17 protein-coding genes and 1 pseudogene are annotated in these 19,818 nt (G+C 72.1%); 13 read left to right on the top strand and 5 right to left on the bottom strand.

Annotated elements, in window-relative coordinates; translation table 11 throughout:
- Nucleotides 1–60 precede the first annotated feature (60 nt).
- Nucleotides 61–283 (top strand): annotated as a pseudogene (locus ACFC51_RS30410) (transposase); the annotation flags it as partial.
- 50 nt (nt 284–333) lie between these two features.
- On the opposite strand, the gene ACFC51_RS30405 reads toward ACFC51_RS30410, so the two are convergent.
- Nucleotides 334–453: a TipAS antibiotic-recognition domain-containing protein gene (locus ACFC51_RS30405; RefSeq protein ID WP_376531891.1), complete on the bottom strand. Its 120-nt coding sequence runs from the start codon at nt 451–453 to the stop codon at nt 334–336.
- A 547-nt stretch (nt 454–1,000) separates the two neighbouring features.
- On the opposite strand from ACFC51_RS30405, the gene ACFC51_RS30400 reads away from it, so the two are divergent.
- Nucleotides 1,001–1,351, top strand: coding sequence for a nuclear transport factor 2 family protein (locus ACFC51_RS30400; protein WP_376379154.1), 351 nt, complete (start codon nt 1,001–1,003; stop codon nt 1,349–1,351).
- Between the two features lie 360 nt (nt 1,352–1,711).
- Nucleotides 1,712–2,206, top strand: a complete 495-nt coding sequence (locus ACFC51_RS30395) for an NUDIX hydrolase (protein ID WP_376379152.1) — start codon at nt 1,712–1,714, stop codon at nt 2,204–2,206.
- Between the two features lie 39 nt (nt 2,207–2,245).
- Here ACFC51_RS30395 and ACFC51_RS30390 read toward each other — a convergent pair whose 3' ends face one another.
- Nucleotides 2,246–3,865 carry a protein kinase gene (locus ACFC51_RS30390; RefSeq protein WP_376531889.1) on the bottom strand — a complete coding sequence of 540 codons (1,620 nt, stop codon included), beginning with the start codon at nt 3,863–3,865 and terminating at the stop codon, nt 2,246–2,248.
- Between the two features lie 430 nt (nt 3,866–4,295).
- Between ACFC51_RS30390 and ACFC51_RS30385 the strand changes: the two genes are divergently transcribed.
- The gene (locus tag ACFC51_RS30385) at nt 4,296–6,353 is read left to right on the top strand and encodes a DUF4139 domain-containing protein (protein ID WP_376531887.1); all 2,058 of its coding nucleotides are present in this window, start codon (nt 4,296–4,298) and stop codon (nt 6,351–6,353) included.
- Between the two features lie 8 nt (nt 6,354–6,361).
- Complete coding sequence (locus ACFC51_RS30380) at nt 6,362–7,924, top strand: DUF4139 domain-containing protein (protein WP_376531885.1); 1,563 nt, start codon at nt 6,362–6,364, stop codon at nt 7,922–7,924.
- A gap of 32 nt (nt 7,925–7,956) precedes the next feature.
- Here the strand turns inward: ACFC51_RS30380 and ACFC51_RS30375 are convergent, their stop codons facing one another.
- Both ACFC51_RS30375 and ACFC51_RS30370 read right to left on the bottom strand, forming a co-directional pair.
- Nucleotides 7,957–8,733, bottom strand: coding sequence for a DUF427 domain-containing protein (locus tag ACFC51_RS30375; protein ID WP_376531883.1), 777 nt, complete (start codon nt 8,731–8,733; stop codon nt 7,957–7,959).
- A gap of 192 nt (nt 8,734–8,925) precedes the next feature.
- Entirely contained in the window at nt 8,926–11,016 is a 2,091-nt protein-coding gene (locus ACFC51_RS30370) for an FUSC family protein (protein ID WP_376531881.1), read from the bottom strand.
- Nucleotides 11,017–11,335: 319 nt separating this feature from the next.
- Between ACFC51_RS30370 and yhfZ the strand changes: the two genes are divergently transcribed.
- The 8 genes from yhfZ (at nt 11,336) to ACFC51_RS30330 (ending at nt 19,115) form a co-directional block, all read left to right on the top strand.
- Nucleotides 11,336–12,274: a GntR family transcriptional regulator YhfZ gene (gene yhfZ / locus ACFC51_RS30365; protein ID WP_376379137.1), complete on the top strand. Its 939-nt coding sequence runs from the start codon at nt 11,336–11,338 to the stop codon at nt 12,272–12,274.
- Nucleotides 12,275–12,369: 95 nt separating this feature from the next.
- The gene (locus ACFC51_RS30360; protein ID WP_376531879.1) at nt 12,370–12,756 is read left to right on the top strand and encodes a transcriptional antiterminator; all 387 of its coding nucleotides are present in this window, start codon (nt 12,370–12,372) and stop codon (nt 12,754–12,756) included.
- Nucleotides 12,757–12,838: 82 nt separating this feature from the next.
- Nucleotides 12,839–13,195 (top strand): DUF2620 domain-containing protein, encoded by a 357-nt coding sequence (locus tag ACFC51_RS30355; protein ID WP_376379133.1) that lies wholly within the window; start codon nt 12,839–12,841, stop codon nt 13,193–13,195.
- Nucleotides 13,196–13,237: 42 nt separating this feature from the next.
- Entirely contained in the window at nt 13,238–14,575 is a 1,338-nt protein-coding gene (locus ACFC51_RS30350) for a YhfT family protein (RefSeq protein ID WP_376379131.1), read from the top strand.
- Between the two features lie 48 nt (nt 14,576–14,623).
- The gene (locus ACFC51_RS30345) at nt 14,624–15,580 is read left to right on the top strand and encodes a phosphotriesterase (protein ID WP_376531877.1); all 957 of its coding nucleotides are present in this window, start codon (nt 14,624–14,626) and stop codon (nt 15,578–15,580) included.
- 1 nt (nt 15,581) lies between these two features.
- On the top strand, nt 15,582–16,697 hold the full coding sequence (locus tag ACFC51_RS30340; protein WP_376531875.1) for an aminotransferase class V-fold PLP-dependent enzyme: 1,116 nt from the start codon (nt 15,582–15,584) through the stop codon (nt 16,695–16,697).
- 2 nt (nt 16,698–16,699) lie between these two features.
- On the top strand, nt 16,700–17,863 hold the full coding sequence (locus ACFC51_RS30335) for an alanine racemase (protein WP_376531873.1): 1,164 nt from the start codon (nt 16,700–16,702) through the stop codon (nt 17,861–17,863).
- A gap of 10 nt (nt 17,864–17,873) precedes the next feature.
- On the top strand, nt 17,874–19,115 hold the full coding sequence (locus tag ACFC51_RS30330) for a phosphopentomutase (RefSeq protein WP_376531871.1): 1,242 nt from the start codon (nt 17,874–17,876) through the stop codon (nt 19,113–19,115).
- A gap of 150 nt (nt 19,116–19,265) precedes the next feature.
- Here the strand turns inward: ACFC51_RS30330 and ACFC51_RS30325 are convergent, their stop codons facing one another.
- Nucleotides 19,266–19,715, bottom strand: a complete 450-nt coding sequence (locus tag ACFC51_RS30325; protein ID WP_376379861.1) for a spore-associated protein — start codon at nt 19,713–19,715, stop codon at nt 19,266–19,268.
- Nucleotides 19,716–19,818 lie beyond the last annotated feature (103 nt).

Raw genomic sequence — 19,818 nt, 5'->3', positions numbered from 1 at the left:
CTAGAGCGTGTCCGACGGGTCATGTGACCGGCGGTCGGCGAAACTGCTCCGACCGGTGCGGGGCGAGGGGATCTCCCCGACGCGCAGTGGGCTCGGTTCGGCCCCGCACCTTCCGAGGAACGGGGGGCGGGGCGGGCGGTGGAAGCGTCGTCGCCAGGTGACCGACGGCATGCTCTTCCGCCGGCGCACCGGTATCCCCTGGCGCGACCTGCCGACGCGCTTCGGTAAGGGGAAGACCTGCCACGACCGGCATCGGCGCTGGTCGGCAGACGACACCCTGGAGGAGGCCAGGCTGCGCTCATGACCCGCCGCACGGCCATCAGGAACGTGCGGTCAGCGCAGCCGGGCATCGGCGTACGCGGTCATCGCATCGCGCTGGTGGACGGCGAGACCGTCGGCGGTCCTGTCGAAGGTCGCCCGCATCCGCGGGTCGTCGACACAGGTCTGCCCCACGCCTCGGTACGCGGCCGCCTTCGGGTCCAGAACTGCCAGATCTGCCGGTAGTCGGCGTCCACCTCGGCCTGCACCGCGGGGTCGGAGACCGGCGTACCGGCCACCATGAACCGAAAAGGTTCTCCGGCTTGTTGATCTTGGCCATCTTCCCGTTGTCCCTGGCTTCTTCCAGTTCGGCGATGGTGCGGCCGACCGTGCGGGCCAACGTCTCCAGCCGGTCCCGTCCCGCGAGCAGCCGTCGGTGGTGCTCACGGAGCACGGCCACCCCGTCGAGCCTGCTGTCCAGGACCGCCTGGATCCAGCGCAGCCCCAGGTCCAGCTCCCGCAACAGCAGAATCTGCTGCAACCGCAGCAGGTCGGCCTCCTCCTAGGAGCGGTGCCCGTTGCTTCCGATCCATGCGTGCGGCAGCAGGCCGATCTCGTCGTGCCATGTTCTGGCGCATCGTGTCCGGGCAGCCATGACCTGTGAGGTCATGGATCGGCGCCCGGTCCGCGGGTCAGGATTCTCGCACCAACCGGTCGATACGAGCGAAGGAAGTCAAGAATCATGAAGGGCATCGTTCAGCAGTACCTGGCCACCTGGAACGCCACCGACGCCGAGCGGGCGGCTTTGATCTCCGAACACTGGTCGCCCGAGGTGACCTACACCGACCCGATGGCCGAGGTCTCCGGTCACGACGGGATCGCCGCGGTCATCGAGGGCGTCCACCAGCAGTTCCCGGAGTTCGTGTTCACCCAGGTCGGTGAGGAGGACGCCCACCACCGTCAGGTGCGCTTCCGCTGGGGCCTGGGCGCGGAAGGTGCCGAGCCGCTGGTGATCGGATTCGACGTCCTGGTGACGGACGACTCGGGCCGCATCCAGGACGTGCGTGGCTTTCTGGACCAGCTCCCCGTGTGACGGCGGGCTCCGGCGGTCGCCGCCGCCGGAGCCTGCCCCGTCGAACTGCGGTGGCGGGCCGACAGGGCCGGTGTCTGCCCGGCGGCCGGGCGTCAACCTCGCGCCTGTCCGGCGTGCACCCTTTTCGTGGTCATGGTCGTGTCGTCCTGGCAGTCCGTGAACGCCACCCGATCCGAGGGCTGCCCCCTGAGCGCAGGGGTCTCGTCGATCACCGGGCGCGGGACGGCCGCACGGACGGGCTCGCTCCCGGGCGAATCCTGCCGCCCGCGCCCCTACGCTGAGGTCCGAGTCACTGGACAGCTGTCGGGGGCACGGACGGGGACCGGCCATGAGCTCCGGCAGGGCGGGAAGGGGAACCGGATGACCACCTGGATGCCGCGCGAGGAGTGGGTCAAGACACTCCCTCAGGCGATCGCCGCTTCGTGTGTCGTCCTGCAGGACGACGAAGGGCGCGTGCTGCTCCTGCGGTACGGCCCGGGCGGCCCCTGCGCGGGTACGTGGTGGCTTCCGGGCGGAATGCTCGATCCGGGGGAGGACCCGCTCGCCGCCGCGCGGCGGGAGGTGTACGAGGAAACGGGAATCACGCTCGACGGCCCCCTCTCCTTCCTCGGTACGGACTACCGGTCGGACGTGGAGAACACCGGACCCGTGATCGACTTCTTCTTCGGTGCCCGTGCCCTCACGGAGCACCCGGACGTCAGGCTGAGCCCCGAACACGACCGCTTCGCCTGGATGCACCTGGATGAGCTGCAGGCGGCGATGTTCACCGCCGATCCGGACATTCTCGCGGCTCTGTGCCGTATGGCGACGAGTGGTGACAGCGCCGTCTACCTCAGTGAGGGGAAGTCGGCCTGAAAGCAGGAGCCTGCGTCGCCCGTTCACTCCGGGGCGGGGTCAGGAAGGCGCACCGAGCGCGCCGGCGAGGAAGTGCGCCTCGTTGCGTTTGAGACGGGTCGCGATCACCGCTTCGCCGCCCGTGATCGACTCGTTGACCCCGACCGAGACCAGCAGACGGTCGTCACCCTGGACGATCGCCACCGAGTCCGTGGGTGAGGGCCGGCCCGCCACATCCCCGGTGAGCTCGGCAAACGCCTTGGCGTCCTTCTCACCGAACCTGACCCGCACCGACCATCCTCCCTGCCCGCCCTCCCCCAGGTCCTCGAAGGCCGCGACCTCCTCGAACCTGTTCACCGTCATCCCGGGCTCGGTGGACACGACGACACACCGTTTGCGGTCGTCAGAGGTGAAGCCCCGCCCTGACGGAACTGCGGGCCGGGGGCTGACGGGATCGATGTCGGACGCCTTGCCGTCGGGGCAGACCCCCGGCTGTTCCTCGGAGACAGGAAGGATGCGCACCGGCTCGTCGGGGACGCCCGCCCGGGCCGCATCACCTCCGGCCCAGGGCCTGAGCACGAGCACCGTGACCAGCACACCGACCGCGACCGCTCCCGCGGCGAGCGTCCACCACTGCCGGCCGGGCCTCCGCCCCCCTGTGCGTGGTCCGGCAAGACGAGCGGTCGGGGGCACGGCGACAACTCGTGTCGGTTCGTCCGGCCCCGCCCGGCGGCCTGCGGACGTGCTGCCGTCGTCGTCACCGATGTCACGGATCGCGGCACGCAGGGCGTCCGTGCGCTCGGCCCGGTGACGCTCGATGGAGGCGGTCCAACGGGCGTCCAGCACGCTGCCGCCGGATCGGCCCGCCTCCACGCCACCGAGGTGGTCCGCACAGTGGGCGATCACCTCGGCCGGCGAGGGCCGCCTTCCAGGGTCCTGTTCGAGGCACGGCAGGACAAGGGCGTCCAGCGTCGGCGCAAGACCGGAGACATCGGTCTCGCCGTGGGCGGCCCTCAGAAGCAGCTCCAGTGGGGCGAGTTCCTCCATGTCCGTGTAGGGAGGGCGACCGGTCGCCAGATAGAAGAGAGTCGCTCCGAGGGAGAACACGTCGGACGCTTCCGTGGTCGGCTCCCCCCGGGCCTGTTCGGGCGCGGCATAGGCGACGGTGCCGAGCGCCGAGTGCGTCCGGGTCAGGTCGTGCGCCTGTGAGATACCGAAGTCGATCAGGCGCGGTCCTTCGACCGGCAGCAGCACGTTCGACGGTTTGACATCCCGGTGCACGAGGCCCGCGGTGTGGAGGGAGGCCAGCGCTTCCGCCATTCCGGCGGCCACCCAGTGCAGTGCGTCGGCTCCCAGCGGGCCGCAGTCCTCCACCAGATCCTTCAACGAAGGTGCGGGCACGTACTCCTGTGCCATCCACGGCACGGGCGCCGCAGCGTCCGCATCGACGACGCTCGCCGTGTAGACGCCACGTACCCGCTGTGCGCAATCGATTTCACGGGCGAAGCGTCTTCGGTCGTCCGCGCTGTCGGTGATCAGCGTCTTCAGCGCGACCGTGCGTCCCGCGGGCGAACGCGCCAGGTACACCCGGCCCATTCCTCCGCTCGCCAGTTCCGTCAGAACCGTGAAGCGCCCGATCCGCTGTCCCGGACGTATCGCCCCTGCTCCGCCCCACCCCATGTCCTGTGCCCCTTGTCCCGTGACGACGCGGGAGACGCCCCCCCCCCCCCCGGCGGCCGCTCCCCGTGCGGCCGCTCTGTATCGTCGCCCACCTGGCGGGGCGCCCGCATGCAGTTCACCGAGCCAGGACGAGGTCGTCGCGCAAGCACGTCACCGTCACCGCGCCCGGCCGCCGGATCACCGCACCTCCCTCCGGAGCGGCGGCAGTCCGTACGCGTGGAGAGCTCGGCCGTCGAGCGGCTGACGCCGGGCCGATGCGGCCGTGACACTGCCGCGGATGCCACGCCCCGCCGAGCGGGGTTCCGCGAAGTCGCCCTGGGGCACCGAACGGAGGGCGACGTCTCCGGATGGCGGTCGGTGGATGCCACCACCGACCGCGCGGCGGCACCCGGGCGTAAACTCGGCTCGGCGCGGATGGGGGGCGGAAGAGATGACGACCGAAACAGTGCAGAGGTGGGGCTCGACCCTCGATTCTGTGGTGGTGTACGAGCGGGGTGCGCTCTGCCGCCGACTGGCGCAGGGCTGCGTGCCACCGGACGGCAGGGTGCGGGTGACGGGGCTTCCCCGCTCTCTCGATCCGGGCTCGCTGAGGGCCCGCGTCCCGGGCGACCCCGGAGTGCGCGTCAGCGAGGCCAGGGTGGAGGTCGAGGCCGAGCCGCTCGGCAGTACCGCGCCCGACGGGCTGCGGCACGAGGTCGAGCGGTTGACCGAGGAGCTCATGGCGGCGCGGTGCCGCCGGGACCACCTGCTATGCCTGATCGGGGAGGTCGGTGCGCTGCGTCCGGTGGCGCCGCCCCGCAGACGCGACGACCCCCACCGCCGCACCCCGGTCGACGCGTGGCTGGAGCTCGCCGGATTCGTGGACGAGCGGATGACAGGCCTGCACTCCCGTCTCACCGAGGTGGAAGAGGTGTTGAGCCGGACGGAACACGAACTCGAGGTCGCCGAGGACGAGCTCGCCCGCGCCTCCACCGACTCGCCCGCGGCGCACGTGGCGACCACGGTGTCGGCGCTCCTGACCGTCGACACCTCGGGTTCCACCGCTGCGGATGGCGGCGCGGAGATCGGGATCGAGGTGGAGTACGGGGTGCCGGGGGCTGTCTGGGTGCCCACCTACCGTCTCGGTTTCCGCCACGGGGACAGCAGCGGCCGGCTGGTGCTGCGCGCCTCGGTCGCCCAGCGCACCGGTGAGGACTGGAACGGTGTGTCCGTCGGGCTGGCCACGGCCGACCTGCGGCGCGGGACCGAGCTTCCGAAGCTCCGGTCGATACGCATCGGACGCCGGCAGCCCGCTCCCGCCCCGTCCGGCTGGCGTGAACCGCCCGCAGGTCTCGCAGGCCTGTTCACCGGATACGACGCGGCGGGCGCCCGCCCTTCCACCGCGACCGCCGCGCCCGTGCCCGCCGTGGGCGGTCCGGTCCCTCCGCCGCATCCCGCCCCGCAGGGCTACGGCGCGCCGCCCGGCCCGGCCCCGGCCCCGGGCGGGCCCTCCCCCGAGTCCTTCGCCGGCGCACCCGCACCGCAGGCCCGTGCCCGTACGGGCGCCAGGCGGGGGCCCGCCGACAGGTCGTTCGCGGCGGCCCCCGCACCGATGGCCCCAGCTCCTCCCGGCGGAGCCGTTCCGCCGCCGCCGCCCGTACCACCGTCCGGGCCGCCGCAGCCGAGCGGCGCCGAGCTCGACTACACGGACCTCGTCCTGTGCGGCCCCGAGGCTCAGGGCGCTCGCCGGGGCCGGCTGTTCCCCGGCTCGCCCTTCGACGCCGTGGCGGCCGAGTTCCGGGCGCGCGCCGACGCGGTGGCCGCGCTGCCGCTGCCCGGGTACGCCGTGCGGCCCCGCGAGTCGGCGGGCTCGTTCGATCATCGCTTCGACGCAGCGGCCCGCGCCGACATACCGTCGGACGGCACCTGGCACACCGTCACCGTCGGTGAGATCGCTGTCGGCACGCACACCGAGTACCTCTGCGCGCCGTCGGTGGAGCAGACGGTGTACGCGACGTCGGTGCTGTCCAACACCACCGGCCAGGCTCTGCTCGCGGGCCCGGTGGAAGTCACCGTCGACGACGACTTCCTGCTGACCGCAGCGCTGCCGACGCTCGCCCCCGGCGCGGTCCGGCGGGTCGGGCTCGGACCGGCGGAGGGTGTCCGGGTCACCCGCCGCACGAGCGGGCGCGAGTCCACTTCGGGTCTCCGCAACAACATCACCGTGCTGGAGCACGAGGTCCACGTCGAGCTGGCCAATCATCTCGCCGGGCCCGTCACGATCGAGGTCCGTGAGCGGGTGCCCGTCAGCTCCGAGGCGGATGTGCGGATCGAGGAACGGGCCGGCTGGACCACACCCGACGAGGGCCAGGGGCCCGATCACCACGCCCCCGGCACCCGTGTCCGGCGGGTGGATCTGCCCGCGGGAGGCACCGCCGTGCTCGAAGGCGGCTACGAGATCCGCATGCCGGCCGGCAAGGCCCTCGCCGGCGGCAACCGCAGGAGCTGAGAGACATCATGAGCACACCCTCGGAGCCGATCGCGCTTCCCGTCACCTCCGTGACCTGCCTGGAGGACCGCGCGCACGTCGAGCGTGCCGTCGTACTCGATCTGGGGGCGGGGGTGCAGCGGCTGCGGCTCGGGCCGATCAGCGCGCTGGCTGTCGACCGGTCCCTCCACGCGGAACTGACCGCCGATCACCCGGCGACCGTGCTCGACGTGCGGATCACCCGCACCTGGTCCCCGCGAGGACCGTTCCCCGACGCCGACGACGACTCGGCGCTGCGTCTGCGTGCGCATGCCCTTGGGCGGGAACAACTCACCCTGGAACGGCGGCGCGACCGGCTGCACGCCCGCCGTGACCTTCTCGCCGGACTCGCCGCCGACCTGCTGCGGGAGGTCGCCGAGGGGTCCGGCTCCGGGGAGACCGACCGGTCGCGCTGGGCCACGGAGCTGGACCGGGTCGACGACGAGCGGGCGACGTGCGGCGAGGAACTGCGTTCGGTGGAGGCCGGGTTGTCCGGTCTCCACGACGAGCTCCGGCAGGTCGAGGACGCGCTCCACGACGGCGAGGAGGAGCCCGCCGAGCTCGTCGGCCACATCGAACTGACGGTGGAGGCCGCGGCAGCCGGACCGGCCGGTCTGCTTCTGAGCCATCTCGTGCCGTGCGCGCTGTGGCGCCCCGCCTACCGGGCCGCGCTCGGCGACGGCTCCCTGACGCTGGAGACCGACGCCGTGGTCTGGCAGCGCACCGGGGAGGACTGGCGCGACGTGCGACTGACGCTGTCGACGGCCCGCTCGGCGCTCGCCACGGATCCGCCCCGTCTGGAGGAGGACCGGCTGACGCTCACGGACCGCACCGTGGCGGAGCGCCGGGCGGTCGACGTCGAGATGCGCGAGGAGGAGATACAGACCCTCGGACCTGCCCCGGTGCTCGGTCTGCCGGGGGTTGACGACGGTGGTGAGGCACGGGTCCTGCGGGCTCCGGCTCAGATCTCCGTCCCGAGTGACGGCCGCGCACACCGCGTACCGCTCTCCACGTGGACCACGCCCGCACGCACCGAGTACGCCTGCTCGCCCGAACTCTCTCCCCTGGTCACCCGACTCGTCCGGTTCGACGGTCCGCCGGGCCACGCCCTGCTCGCCGGTCCGGTGGATCTGGTCCGTACCGGTGGTTTCAGCGGTCGCGGCGCCTTGGACTTCACCGCCCCCGGCGCCTCCGTCGAGCTCGCCTTCGGCAGTTGCGACGACCACCGGGTGGTGCGTCACACCGAGGAGACGCGGGAGACCGGCGGGATCACCCAAAGGACCCTCCTCACCCGCACGGTCACGGTGAGCCTGTCCCGGTTCTCCGCCCCCGGCGAGCAGGACGACCGGATCGTCACCGTGCGGGAGCGCATTCCGGTCTCCGAGGTCTCGGCTGTGGAGATACGCCTGCGGAAGGACCTCTCCTCCCCCGCCCCTGACGCGGTCGACGCCGACGGCATCGTCCGCTGGGACGTCACGCTTCCGCCGGACGGCCGGCGGACTCTCACCCTGGTCCACGAACTGTCCGCGACGGCCAAGGTGAGCGGGCTCTGAGGATTGCCGCTTCCGGGCCCGCGCCGATCGCCCTACGCGCCCATGGGCGCCGGCCTCGGCAGCAAGGCACCGTCCACGTACAGGTCGACGTGTTCGTTGTAGAACGCGACCAGGCCTGCGATGCGGTTGACGTGGACCGTCGGGAAGTCGTACGCCCAGGCGATGTCCTCGTGGGCGGCCGCATCGCTGTCGAAGGACCAGTAGCCGCTGGTCGTGCCCTTGTACGGGCAGCGGGTCACCGTGTCGGAGTGCCGCAGCCCGGCCAGGTCGACATGCACGCGGTCGAGGTAGTAGCGGGTCGGCAGGCCGGTCTCGAACAGCTTGACGCAGTGGGGCGCGTCCGCCAGCACGACGCCGTCGATCTCCACGCGGACACTGCTGGAGGAACGCAGCGCGTCCACGCGGGAGTAGGGGCTCCTCGGGTGGACGAAGACCGGCTCGTCCTCCTCGAACCAGGAGTCCAGCGCGTCCCACTCGAAGCGCACGGTGCCGTGGAGCGGAGCGGGGGCACCGTCGTCCCACACCCATGCCGCGCCTTCACGGACCTCTGAACCGACCCTCAGTGTGTGGCGCCGCGCCGGCCCGGCACCCCTCTGCTCCACATGGCCGTCGTCGGTCAGCACCCCTTCGGCCACGTCCTCGACCGGGATGCTGAACTGTGGGTAGGGAGGCCGCTCCCACACGTACAGGGCACGCCGGGTGTCGAGGACGACGCGGCCGCCGATCGTCGCCCGGACGCGGCGCGGCACCGGCTCGACGTGCCCCACCGGGACGATGAGACCCGGGTGCTGAACGCTTTCGTCCGCCATCGGTGGCCACCTCTGTCCACTCGTCGTCCGTACGCCGGGGTCTTCGGGCGGATGCCCTGTCCGGGTACCTTCACCGTTTCGTCCCGAATGCTACAGAAAGCAGGACGGTCACCACCGGGCCCGGCAACACGTGGCGCCGCGCCATGGGGTGACGGGGACTCGGACGCCCGGCCCACAGCATTCATGGCCTTGTCACTGCATCCGGTGCGACGACCGTGCCGCCGAGGCCTCGATCCGGGCGAACTGGTCACGGAGGCTCGTCATCCACACCTCAAGGTCGACGGACAGGGACGCCGGGGACCAGGCGTCCGGGGCCGGCGTGGGTGCCGGCGCGGAACCCTGCGGGCCGCCGCCCGTGAGCAGGCGGGCGATGCGGTGCGCGTCCGCGTCCAGATCGGTTGCGGCGGCGCGGGCCCAGGCTGCGGCCGGGCCCTCCGGACTGCTCGGGCGGAGGCCGAAGAGCGGCAGCCGGTGCGCGCCCTGGAGCACGTGGTTGGCGACGATGAGCACCGCGTGCCAGTCGGGCTCGGCGCCCTCCGAAGGGGTCCGTGCCTCGGTGCGGTACTGGGCATATGCAGCCTCGGCGAGGCGCATCCGGTGCAGGGTCGGCAGGGTCTGCGGCACGGCCCGCGGTCCGGGCCCGGGAGTCACCAGCACCTCCGCGGTCGGCGGGATCAGCCCCCCGCCGGCACGCAGCAACGCCGCCATGGCGCGGCGGACCTCACGACCGGCCCCGGCCGGCCAGGCCAGGAGCCCGCACAGCAGGCCGATGGCGCTGCCCGTGGCGACGTCGATGATCCGTGCCTCCGACAGCCTCCAGGTGGCGGGGGCGATCTGGGCGAACGCGGTGGCGACGACGAGGGTGAACAGCCCCTGCGTGCAGGCGATCCCCAGCATGGGTCCCACGGAGAATCCCACGAGCATCGCGGGAGCCAGGAGTGCGGCGTACGCGTCGGTGTGCGCGCCGATGCCCGTCAGGAGCGCCCCCGCCACCAGGGCACCGACCGCGTTCCCGATCACTGCCCGGCGTACCGCCTGCCAGGTCTCGCCCACGGTCGTGCGCCCGAGGGTCAGGACGGCCAGCAGCACCCAGAACCCGTGGTCCAGGTCGAGTGAGCCGGCCACCAGCCGGGCGGCCGCCAGGCCGAGTGCCGTCCGAACGGCGTTCTGGAAGAGCACCGATCCGAGCGTCACGTTTCCGAGGGCGCGCCGTGCCCACAGTCTGGGTGTGGAGAGCTCCGCGTACCAGAAGAGTTCGGCCGGGGCAGGCGGTTCCCCGGGCCGTCCGTTCGCGGCGATGTCGACGGTGATCTCGACGACCCGCGCCGATTCCGCCAGGGCCAGGACGCGTGACTGCCGTCGGAGTGTGGCCTTAGACGGAGGGGTCTCCGCCGGAGTGGGCTGCCCGGAGTACGCGCGGGTGCGTCGTTCCGTCTGGAAGTGCCGCATCGCCCGCTCCAGTCCCCCGGGTACGGGCGGGCGGCAGCCCGTGCGCAGGGAGTGCGCGCAGGCGTCGCTCGTCTCCGCGACCTTGCGGAGGAGGGTGGTGGACGCCGGATCGGGGGACGCCGGTGACGTCTCGGAGAGGGTTGCCAGCTGCTCCAGAAGGCGTCTCACCGCACGCCCCGCCTGTTCCAGTGAACGGTCCGTCCTGCCCGCACCGGCCGGGCGTTCGGCCGGCGGTACATGGGACAGGCGCATGCTCGATCCGGCCTCGCGCAGAGACCCCGGTGACACCTCGCCGGTGGCGGCCGCACGGGCCGCGACACCGAGGGCGTTCGCGAGCCGCTGCCGGTAGGAGGCGACGGACGGGTCGGGCAGCAGGACCTCGCCCGCTGCGAGGAGCAGCATTCCCAGGGCCAGGCCGGCGAGGCGTTCTCCGAGGGTCTCCGGTGCGTACGGCGGGAAGCAGGCGAGGATGTAGAAGAGCTGGAGGCCGGGAGCGGCGCCCGCCGGGCGGGGACCGGCCACGGCCGCGAAGGCCAGCAGGAACCCGACGACGAGCATGCCTCCGGTCGCCGCCCAGGTGTCCACCGCGGCCAGTGTGCCGAGCGTCGCGAGGACCAGGGCCGGGGGGAGCGCGCGGAGCGTCACGAAGGCTTGCTGACGTCCGGAGCCGGGGATGGCGGAGAGCAGGCCGATGGCGATGGGCGCGAAGAGGGCGTACAGGGCGGCGACCGGCAGCTCGGCGGCGTACCGGAGGGTGTAGAAGCCGGCGCTCGCGGCCAGGGACACCCGCAGGGATCTGCGCAGGATCGCCGCCCGGCCGGTCCCGGCGCTCACGTACGCGTTCCCGTGACGCGCCTCGCGGAGGTGGCAGCCCTCGTACGGCGGCTGCGCCGGTACTCGTCGGCCGGTGGCGGCTGGGCGTCCATGTGCCGCGCACCTCCCGCTCGACGGCGGCCGCAGGCTCCGTTCCTGCGCCTGCCGCCATTGTCGGCCGACGCCGTGCCGCCCGCTCGCGGTGGCGGCCGTCGGCAGCACGGCCCACGGGCCTGGATTCCCCCTTCCGTAGGGGCCGGATTCCCGGCCGGTGAGGTTCCCGATGTCCGCCCCACCGGACTCCTTGTCAATATCCAGAATCCTGTTTACTGTTTGATTCGTGAACGACCTGGACGACCGCTTCCTCACCCGTAACGGCCTCGCCGCACGGCAGCTCGCCGCTCTGCTCCTGCACCACGAGCCGGAGACGCGCCTGCCCCGCGTGCGGGACTTCGCCGAGCAGCTGGGCTGCGGGAACGGCACCGTCCAGGCCGCCCTTCAACTGCTGGAGCAGTCCGGGGCGATCGCCACGACCGCGCGCGGCCACCTCGGCACGTTCCTCGTCAGCTCCGACCGCACCGTCCTGTGGCGGCTCTCCGGGCTGGGCACCCTGCTCGCGGCCATGCCGCTCCCCTACTCCCGGCGTTACGAGGGCCTGGCGACGGGGCTGCGCGGCGCCTTCGAGGAGGCGGGCGCACCGTTCGCCGTGACGTTCATGCGCGGCGCGGGCGCCCGTACGGCGGCACTGCTGGAGGGCAAGGTCGATCTGGTCGTCCTGTCGCGGTTCGCCGCCGACCAGCTGATCGCCGAGCACCCGGTGGAGCTGGTGGCGGACCTCGGCCCGGCGACCTATGTCGGCGCGCACGGCATGCTCGTACGCCGCGGGACCGACCTCGACGCGCCGGGCCTGCGGGTGGCGGTCGACCACACGTCGGAGGACCTGCGGATGCTCGTGGAGCGGGTCTTCGCCGGCCGCCCGGACATCCGGTGGCGGGAGGCGTCGTACATGCAGCTGCCCGATCTGTTCGCCCGCGACGAGGTGGACGCGACCGTCTGGAACCTCGACGAGGCCCAGGACCGGATCGGGCTCGGTGTCGAGGTGCTTCCACTCGGCGACGAGGTGACCCGGGAGCTGGCGCTGCGCAACTCGAGCGCCGCGGTGATCTGCCGGACCGAGGGGGCCAGGGCGCTGGCCGCGGTCCGCGCCTCGCTCGACCTCTCCCTGGTCACGCGGCTGCAGGGTGAGGTCCTGAGGGGGGAGCGCATCCCCTCCTACTGACCCGCGGGCACGGTGACCGGGATCTCATGTCTCCGGAGCGTCGCCCGGCCTCAAAATACAGAATCCTGGTTACTGTTGTTTTCTGGAGGATCACCATGGACGACCAGCTCGCACTGCGGCTCCGGCTCTTCCGCGAGGGCGGTCAGGTCCGGCCCGAGGTGGCCGACTTCGTCACCGCCGAACTCGCTTCGCTGGAGTCCGAGGGTCTCACCGTCACCGAGGCGACGGCCGGGATGCTCACCAGCCATCTGATGATGGCACTCGGCCGGCTGGTGGACGGAGAACCGATCGAGGCGTTCCTCACCGACGACCAGGTGGCCGCGGAACTGGCGGGGCATCCCGCCGCCGTCGCCCGCGCTCGCGCCGTCTCGGCCCGCGCCGAGAAGGAGCTGGGGTCCGCGCTCCCCGAGTCCGAGGTCAACTTCCTCGGCATGCACCTGGCCGTACTGGCCCAGCAGCCCACTCCCCCACCCGCGTCCTGACCGGCCACGGCCGACGGCACGGAACCACCACTGCGGGGACGACCCGCCGCGTGGACGAACCGACACAAGGAGAAGAACAGCCATGACGAAGATCCTCACGGGCGGAGTCGGCAAGGTCGAGGTCACCCGGGCCGTCGGCGCACTCGGCCTCGACGGACTCGACATCGTCCCGTCCAGCGACATGGACGCCGCGATGAAGCTCCGGGTGGGCCAGGCCGACTACTACCTGGGCACCTGCCACACGGGCGCCGGCGCCTCCCTGGGCGTGCTCGTCGGCCTCATGGGAAGCGCCGCCTGTCACACCTTCGGGCGCGGAGTGCCCACGGAGGAGGAGGTCACCGCCCTGCTCGCCGACGGCAAGAAGGTCTTCGGATTCTCGATGGACCAGATCGACACCATCGCCCCCCTCATGGCGCGCGCCATCGCCGCCCGCGGCTGATCACAGCCTCTTCGCATCATCCCGGGCACGAAGGAGTGACTCGTGAGCACCACACTCGCCGCAGGGACCAGCCTTGACTTCACGCTGGCCCAGCAGCTGACCGTCATAGCCCTCTGTGCGCTGACGGCCTACATCTCGCACATGGCCCTGGCCGTCTTCAACGACGGAGTACGTCCCTTCCTGCTGGACTTCATCCAGGGGCGCACCACCCGCAGCGCGACGACGGCCGTCTCCTTCGGTCTCTCCGCGGGCTTCATCTTCGGGCTGGGTGCCCCGATGGCCCTGTCCACCGGCGTGCTGAACCCCTGGCTGGTCTTCCTGCCGACGGACATCCTCGGGATGCTGGCACCCAGGAAGTGGCTCGCCCCGATCCTCGGCGCCGCCTGGGGTGCCGTGGTCGTCTTCGGCCTGAACGGCGCGAACAACGTCGCCCACGACCTCCCGGTCGACTTCCTGACCGCGATGCAGCAGATGTCGACGCCGATCCTGTTCCTCTTCACCCTGTTTCCGGTGCTCGCCATCACGAAGCAGTTCGGCCGCAGGTGGGGCGGCGTCGCGGGCGTCCTCGAACTGGTCCTCGTCGTCATGACGATGAAGCTGTGGCCCAACATGTTCGCGGGAGCACTGGCCATGGCCGTCGGCGTGCTGATGCTGATCGGGCTGGCCGTCTCCAAGGACGTCAGGCAGCGCCGGGCCGACCGGGCGGCGGGCGTCACCGACGACGTCCCGCCGGACGACGACCCGATGGCATCCCTCTTCAGCGCCAGCGCCGCCCGCCTGCGCAGGTACCTCCCCCTGTTCATGGTCCTCGGCGCAGGGGTCTGTGTGCTCGCCCAGATGCACATATTCGGCGGGGGCGAGGCGACGAGCTTCCTGATCGCCAAGGGGCAGTACTCCGAGGCCGCTCAGGTCGACTTCTACCGGGTGTTCGGCTTCATCCCGCTGATCGCGACGACCGCGCTGGCCTCCGGCGCGTACGGGATCGCCGGATTCACGCTGGTGTACCCCATCGGCTACCTCATGCCGAACCCGTTCGTGGCGGCGCTGGTCGGGGCCCTCGTGTTCGCCGTGGAGGTGCTGGCCCTCTCCTGGATCGGCAAGCTGCTCGGCAAGCTGCCGAGCGTCCGGGACTCCTCCGAGCATCTGCGCAGCGCCATCGGGGACACCCTTCAACTGGCGATCCTCTTCGGGTCGCTGATGGCTGCCAACGCCATGGGCGGCGGGCTCGGGATCCTCGTCGTGGGCGGTCTCTACCTGCTGAACGAGGCGATGGGCCGGCCGGTGGTGAGGATGGCCGCCGCCCCCGCGGCCGTGATCGTCGGCGGGATCCTGCTGAACGTCCTGTACTGGCTCGACCTGTTCACTCCGGTCAAGGGCTGACCCCCTTCACCGATCGGACCGGGCCGTACGCGAAAGAAGGACCCCCACATGAACCGCCCCGCACCACACACCCTGCGCACCGTCACCGGGGAGCTGTCCGCCGGCTCCGTACGCGGCCCCGTCCTGGCCCACGAGCACCTCGTCCTCGATCTGGACCGGCGGGGCGACCGCGCGGCCGTCCTCCATCCGGAACACCACGCGGCAGCCGTGACCGCCGAGCTGGCCACCCTGCGGGAGGAGTCCGGGCTCGCCCTCGTCGTCGAGCTGACCTGCCGGGGCATGGGGCGCGACGTCCGCGCCCTGGCGGAGATCTCCCGGGACTCCGGGGTCGCCGTCGTCGCGGCGACCGGCTGGTACTACGAGCCCTTCCACACACCCGAGATCGACGCGGGCGACGTGGAGCAGCTGACCGGGGTCCTCGTCCGCGAGATCGAGGACGGTATCGCCGGGACCGGCATCCGGCCCGGGGTCCTCGGTGAGATCGGCAGTCACGGCGACGTGCCGACGGCTTCCGAGGCCAAGGTGCTCCGGGCCGGTGCACGCGCCGCACTGGCCACGGGTCTCTCCGTCGCCACCCACGCGCAGCTGGGCCGCGGCGGCCCCGCCCAGTTGGAACTGCTCACCGGTGAGGGGCTGCCCGCCCATCGGGTGAGCATCGGCCACCAGGACCTGCTCGACGACCACGGCGTCCACCGGGAACTCGCGGCGGAGGGGGCGTACGTCGCCTTCGACACCGTGGGCAAGTCGTCCTACCAGGACGACCGGACCAGGCTGGAGCTGCTGCTCGCCCTCGTGGAGGCCGGTCACGCCGACCGCGCCCTGCTCAGCTGCGACATCTCCCGCCACGGCTACCTCATGGGCGAGGGAGGCCAGGGCTACGGCCACCTCTTCCGGAGCTTCCTGCCCCGCCTCCGGGCGGCGGGCGCCGACGACGACCTGGTCGACCTGCTGACCCGCCGCAATCCGCTGCGCTTCCTGACCGGCGCGAGCGAGGAGGACCGCTGACATGGACCCCGTGCTTCCCCCCACCTTCCCCCTGGCGACGGTCGGCCTGGACGACGCCGTCGCCAAGCAGTTCCGGCTCCTGGAGGCCACCGCCGCCCACTTCGAGGGGGACCAGCTCTTCTCGGCCGACGCCGGGGTCGTCCCGGGCCTCGGCCGGCCCGGTACCACCGCCCGTGTCGAGGCCGTACTCGCCGACTTCTTCGGGGCCGAGGACGCCGCCTTCGTCCAGGGCGCGGGAACCGGTGCGATCCGGGCCGCCCTGAACGCCGCCGTCCGGACGGGCGACCCGCTGCTCATCCACCGGGCCCCCGTCTACCGCACCACGGAGGTGACCCTGCGGGGCATCGGGGTGCGGACCGTCGAAGCCGACTTCAACGATCCCTCCGAGCTACGCGAGGCGCTGGCGTCGGGGCAGTTCAGGTGGGCGTACGTCCAGCACACCAGACAGCGGCTCGCCGACTCCTACGATCCGGCCGAGGTCCTCGCGGCCTGCCGCGCCGCCGGGGTCCGCACCCTCGTCGACGACAACTACGCCGTCATGCGCACCCCGGCCGCCGGGGTGGAACTGGGCGCCGACGCCTCCTGTTTCTCCCTCTTCAAGCTGCACGGGCCCGAGGGCGTCGGACTCGTCGTCGGGGCCCGCGACCTCGTGGCGCACATCCGCCGTGACAACTACTCCGGCGGTGGACAGGTGCAGGGCCACCAGGCGCTCGATGCGCTGCGCGCGCTCACCCACGTCCCCGTCATGTGGTCCGTGCAGTCCCGGGTGGGTGCCGAGGTCGCGGAGCGCCTGGCCGCCGGGGAGGTGGACGGTGTCGCGGAGGTGCGCATCGCCAACGCCCAGGACCGCTGCCTGCTGGTCCGCCTGGACCGGCCGGTCGCCCGGGACCTGCCCTCCGCCGCCGCACGCCTCGGTGCCGCCCCGTACCCCGTCGGTTCGAACTCCCGCTACGAGATCGCCCCGCTCTTCTACCGCATGTCCAGCTCGGCGCTGGACGACTCGCCCGAGCTCGCCGACTGGACCGTCCGCATCAACCCGATGCGGGCCGGTGCCGACCTCGTCGTCGACATCCTGCGCGGCTCGCTCGCCGCTCTGGACGACCGTAAGGACGACTGACCGTGTTTCTCGACACCCTGCTCACCCGCAACCCCGGGCTCGTCGATGCCGCGGCCGCCCTGCACCGGGACGGTGTGATCCCGCCCGACACCTACGTGATGGACCTGGACGCGGTCGAGGCCAACGCCGCGCTGCTGGCGGCCGAGGCCGGACGCCTCGGCCTCGGTCTCTGGTTCGTCGTCAAGCAGCTGGGCCGCAATCCCGAGCTGATCCGGGCCATCGCCCGGCACATCCCCCGTTCCGCCGCCATCGACCCGGCCGAGGCCCGCACCCTGCACGCCGCCGGAGCGCTGCCCGGCAACGTCGGCCACCTCGTCCAGATCCCCCGGCGCACCCTGCCGGAGGTCCTGGCGCGACGCCCGGAGACCGTCACCGTCTTCGACCTGGCCAACGCACGCGCGGTCTCCGACACCGCGCGGGAACTCGGCTTCGTCCAGGACGTCCTGATCCGTCTGGAAGGTGCCGACGGCTCCGTGTATCCGGGCCAGGAGGGCGGTGTACCGCTGGACCGGCTGGACGCCTTCGCCGAAGCTGCGGAAGCGCTGGACGGGATCCGGATCGGCGGCGTCACTGCCTTCCCCTGTGTCCTGTGCGACCCGGCGACGGGCGCACCGGCCGCGACCCCCAACTTCAGGCTGGCCCTCAAGGCGCGCGAGCTCCTCGCCTCGCGCGGCCACCACGGCCTCCGGCTCAGCGCGCCGAGCGCCACCTCGATGGCCTCCCTCCCCCTGCTCGCCGAACTCGGTGCCACCCACGGCGAACCGGGGCATGCCCTCACCGGCACCACGCCGCTGCACGCCGTCGATCCGACGCAGCCCGAGACACCCGCCTACGTCTACGTCAGCGAGGTCGCCCACACCCTCGACGACGGCCGTCCCGCGGTGTTCGGCGGCGGGTTCTACGCCCGGTCCCACATCCGCAGCGCTCTCCTGCCCCGGACCGGGACGCGTCTGGGCGTGCAGGACGCACCCGCCGAGAACATCGACTACTACCGGCTGCTCGACACGCCCGCCCCGGGTGCGGACGTGGCGATCGGCGACACCGCGCTGTTCGCCTTCCGCACCCAGATCTTCGTCACCCGTTCGACCGTTGCCGTCGTCTCCGGACTCGCCTCCGGCTCTCCCCGGCTCAACGGCCTGTACGACGCCCAGGGCCGCGCCCTGTAAGGAGCACCTCATGGCCAAGACCGTCATCGTCGTCGTCGACGGATTCGGAGTCGGCGCCATGCCCGACGCGGGCACCCTGCGTCCAGGCGACCTCTCCGCCGACACCTGCGGGCATGTCCTCGACCACGCGCGCACCGCGTTCGGCCGGCCGCTGCGGCTGCCGGCGCTCGGTGCTCTGGGACTCGGGCTGGTCCATCCGCATCAGGACCTGGCGCGCCGGACCCACCTGCCCGTGGCCGCGGGAAGGGCCGCCCTCGGCTATCCGGGCGCGGACACCTTCGCCGGACATCAGACCATGATGGGCGCCGACTTCACCCGGGTGACGGTGGCCCGGCTCGGCGATCACCTCGCCGAGGTGACCGCCGCGCTGGAGACCGCCGGCCATCGGGCCGAAGTGGTCGACGGCAAGCCTCTGCTCGTCGTCGACGGCGTGGTCCTCGTCCACGACAACCTGGAGGCCGACCCCGGGATCAACTGGAACGCGTCGGGCCGCCTCGACGACGTCCCCTTCGACGGGCCCGGCGGGATCCTCGCCATCGCCCGGACCGTGCGAACCGTCGCTCCGGTCGCCCGCGTCATCGCGGTCGGGGGCCACGCGGACGGCCCCCTCGGCGCGTTCGTCCGCGACGGGGACGGCGGGACGACCGGGCTCGACACCCCGGCCAGCGGCTTCTACCGCAACGGTGGGCTCCAGGTGCAGCACCTGGGCGCCCCGCTCGACCACACCCGCCAGCTGCCCGGCCTGGCGTCCCGCGCCGGCATCCCGGTCACCCTGGTGGGCAAGGCCGCCGACATCCTGGTGTGCGAAGCGGCCGAACGCCATCCGGCCGTGGCCACCGCCGATGTCCTGTCGCACACCATGGAGGCCGTGCGGACGGAAGGGGACGCCCTCGTGGTCGCGAACGTGCAGGAGACGGATCTGGCGGGGCATCAGCAGGACGCCGGACGGTACGCACGTCTGCTGGAGCAGGTGGACGCCGGCCTCGCCGGCCTCGTCGCGCTCCTCTCGGAGCCCGGTGACCGGCTGATCGTCACCGGCGACCACGGCAACGACCCCACCATCGGCCATGCGAACCACACCCGGGAGTACGTACCGGTCCTGATCCACCGTCCCGGCTCGGACGGGGTGGAACTCCTGCCGGACGCGCACAGCCTGGCCGACGTGGGCGCCACCGCCGCGGCGTCACTGGCACTGGATCCCGAGGAGCTGGCCGGCGGCACGCCGCTGCACGCGGGCCGCCGGGCGGCCTGAGGAGCACAGGGCGGAACGTAAACGGAGGCGGGCCGGGCAGGAGATCCTGCCCGGCCCGCCTGCGGTTCGAGACACACGCCGGCCCCGGGCTGCAGCCGGAGGCAGGCGGGCCTGTCACGCGCGTGAGCGCGTCGCGGACGAAGGTGCGGCTCAGCGGATGGTGGTGACCCGCTTCTCCTTCAGGGACGCACAGTTGGAGTTCTCCACCGAGACGTACACGTTGCTGATCTGGCCGCCCCAGCTCACGCAGTAGCCCTTGCCGTAGACGTAGCCCGGTCCGGCGTACGACGTGAAATTCCCGTCGTCACCGGCCCACTCGTCGGTGGCGGGCACGTAGATGTACACCGACATGGCCTTCGCCGACCCGGGGTTGGCACGGATGGTCGCGACGCAGTTCCTGCCGTTGGCGGAGTTGTACGTCAGGTAGACGGTGCCCAGCGAGCCGACCGGCACGGAGTTCACGGTCTTGTAGGCCTTGCCGCAGACGGCCTGCGGCGTGACGTTGGGTGCGGCGGAGGCTGTCGTGCTGAAGGCGACCGTGCCGGCCACCGCGAGTGTGGTGGCCGCCCCGAGCGCCGCGACATTACGTGCGATTCTCATATTTCCCCCTTGTGTCCCTGAGAGCTGTTTGCTCCTGCTTGATGTGACCCCCGAACGGCCCCGATGGTTGCACGCACGTTACGCAGAGATGCTGAACGATCAC

It is taken from the genome of Streptomyces sp. NPDC055962 (genome assembly GCF_042270185.1).
Lineage (GTDB): Bacteria > Actinomycetota > Actinomycetes > Streptomycetales > Streptomycetaceae > Streptomyces.
Note: the sequence above shows the minus strand (reverse complement) of the source record. Positions and strands in the feature narration are given on the sequence as shown.

Bases quoted from the DNA above. Each gene is read 5' to 3' on its own strand.
- ACFC51_RS30400 (WP_376379154.1), top strand. From the start codon at position 1,001: ATGAAGGGCATCGTTCAGCAGTACCTGGCCACCTGGAACGCCACCGAC.
- ACFC51_RS30395 (WP_376379152.1), top strand. From the start codon at position 1,712: ATGACCACCTGGATGCCGCGCGAGGAGTGGGTCAAGACACTCCCTCAG.
- ACFC51_RS30390 (WP_376531889.1), bottom strand. From the start codon at position 3,865: ATGGGGTGGGGCGGAGCAGGGGCGATACGTCCGGGACAGCGGATCGGG.
- ACFC51_RS30385 (WP_376531887.1), top strand. From the start codon at position 4,296: ATGACGACCGAAACAGTGCAGAGGTGGGGCTCGACCCTCGATTCTGTG.
- ACFC51_RS30380 (WP_376531885.1), top strand. From the start codon at position 6,362: ATGAGCACACCCTCGGAGCCGATCGCGCTTCCCGTCACCTCCGTGACC.
- ACFC51_RS30375 (WP_376531883.1), bottom strand. From the start codon at position 8,733: ATGGCGGACGAAAGCGTTCAGCACCCGGGTCTCATCGTCCCGGTGGGG.
- ACFC51_RS30360 (WP_376531879.1), top strand. From the start codon at position 12,370: ATGGACGACCAGCTCGCACTGCGGCTCCGGCTCTTCCGCGAGGGCGGT.
- ACFC51_RS30355 (WP_376379133.1), top strand. From the start codon at position 12,839: ATGACGAAGATCCTCACGGGCGGAGTCGGCAAGGTCGAGGTCACCCGG.
- ACFC51_RS30345 (WP_376531877.1), top strand. From the start codon at position 14,624: ATGAACCGCCCCGCACCACACACCCTGCGCACCGTCACCGGGGAGCTG.
- ACFC51_RS30340 (WP_376531875.1), top strand. From the start codon at position 15,582: ATGGACCCCGTGCTTCCCCCCACCTTCCCCCTGGCGACGGTCGGCCTG.
- ACFC51_RS30330 (WP_376531871.1), top strand. From the start codon at position 17,874: ATGGCCAAGACCGTCATCGTCGTCGTCGACGGATTCGGAGTCGGCGCC.
- ACFC51_RS30325 (WP_376379861.1), bottom strand. From the start codon at position 19,715: ATGAGAATCGCACGTAATGTCGCGGCGCTCGGGGCGGCCACCACACTC.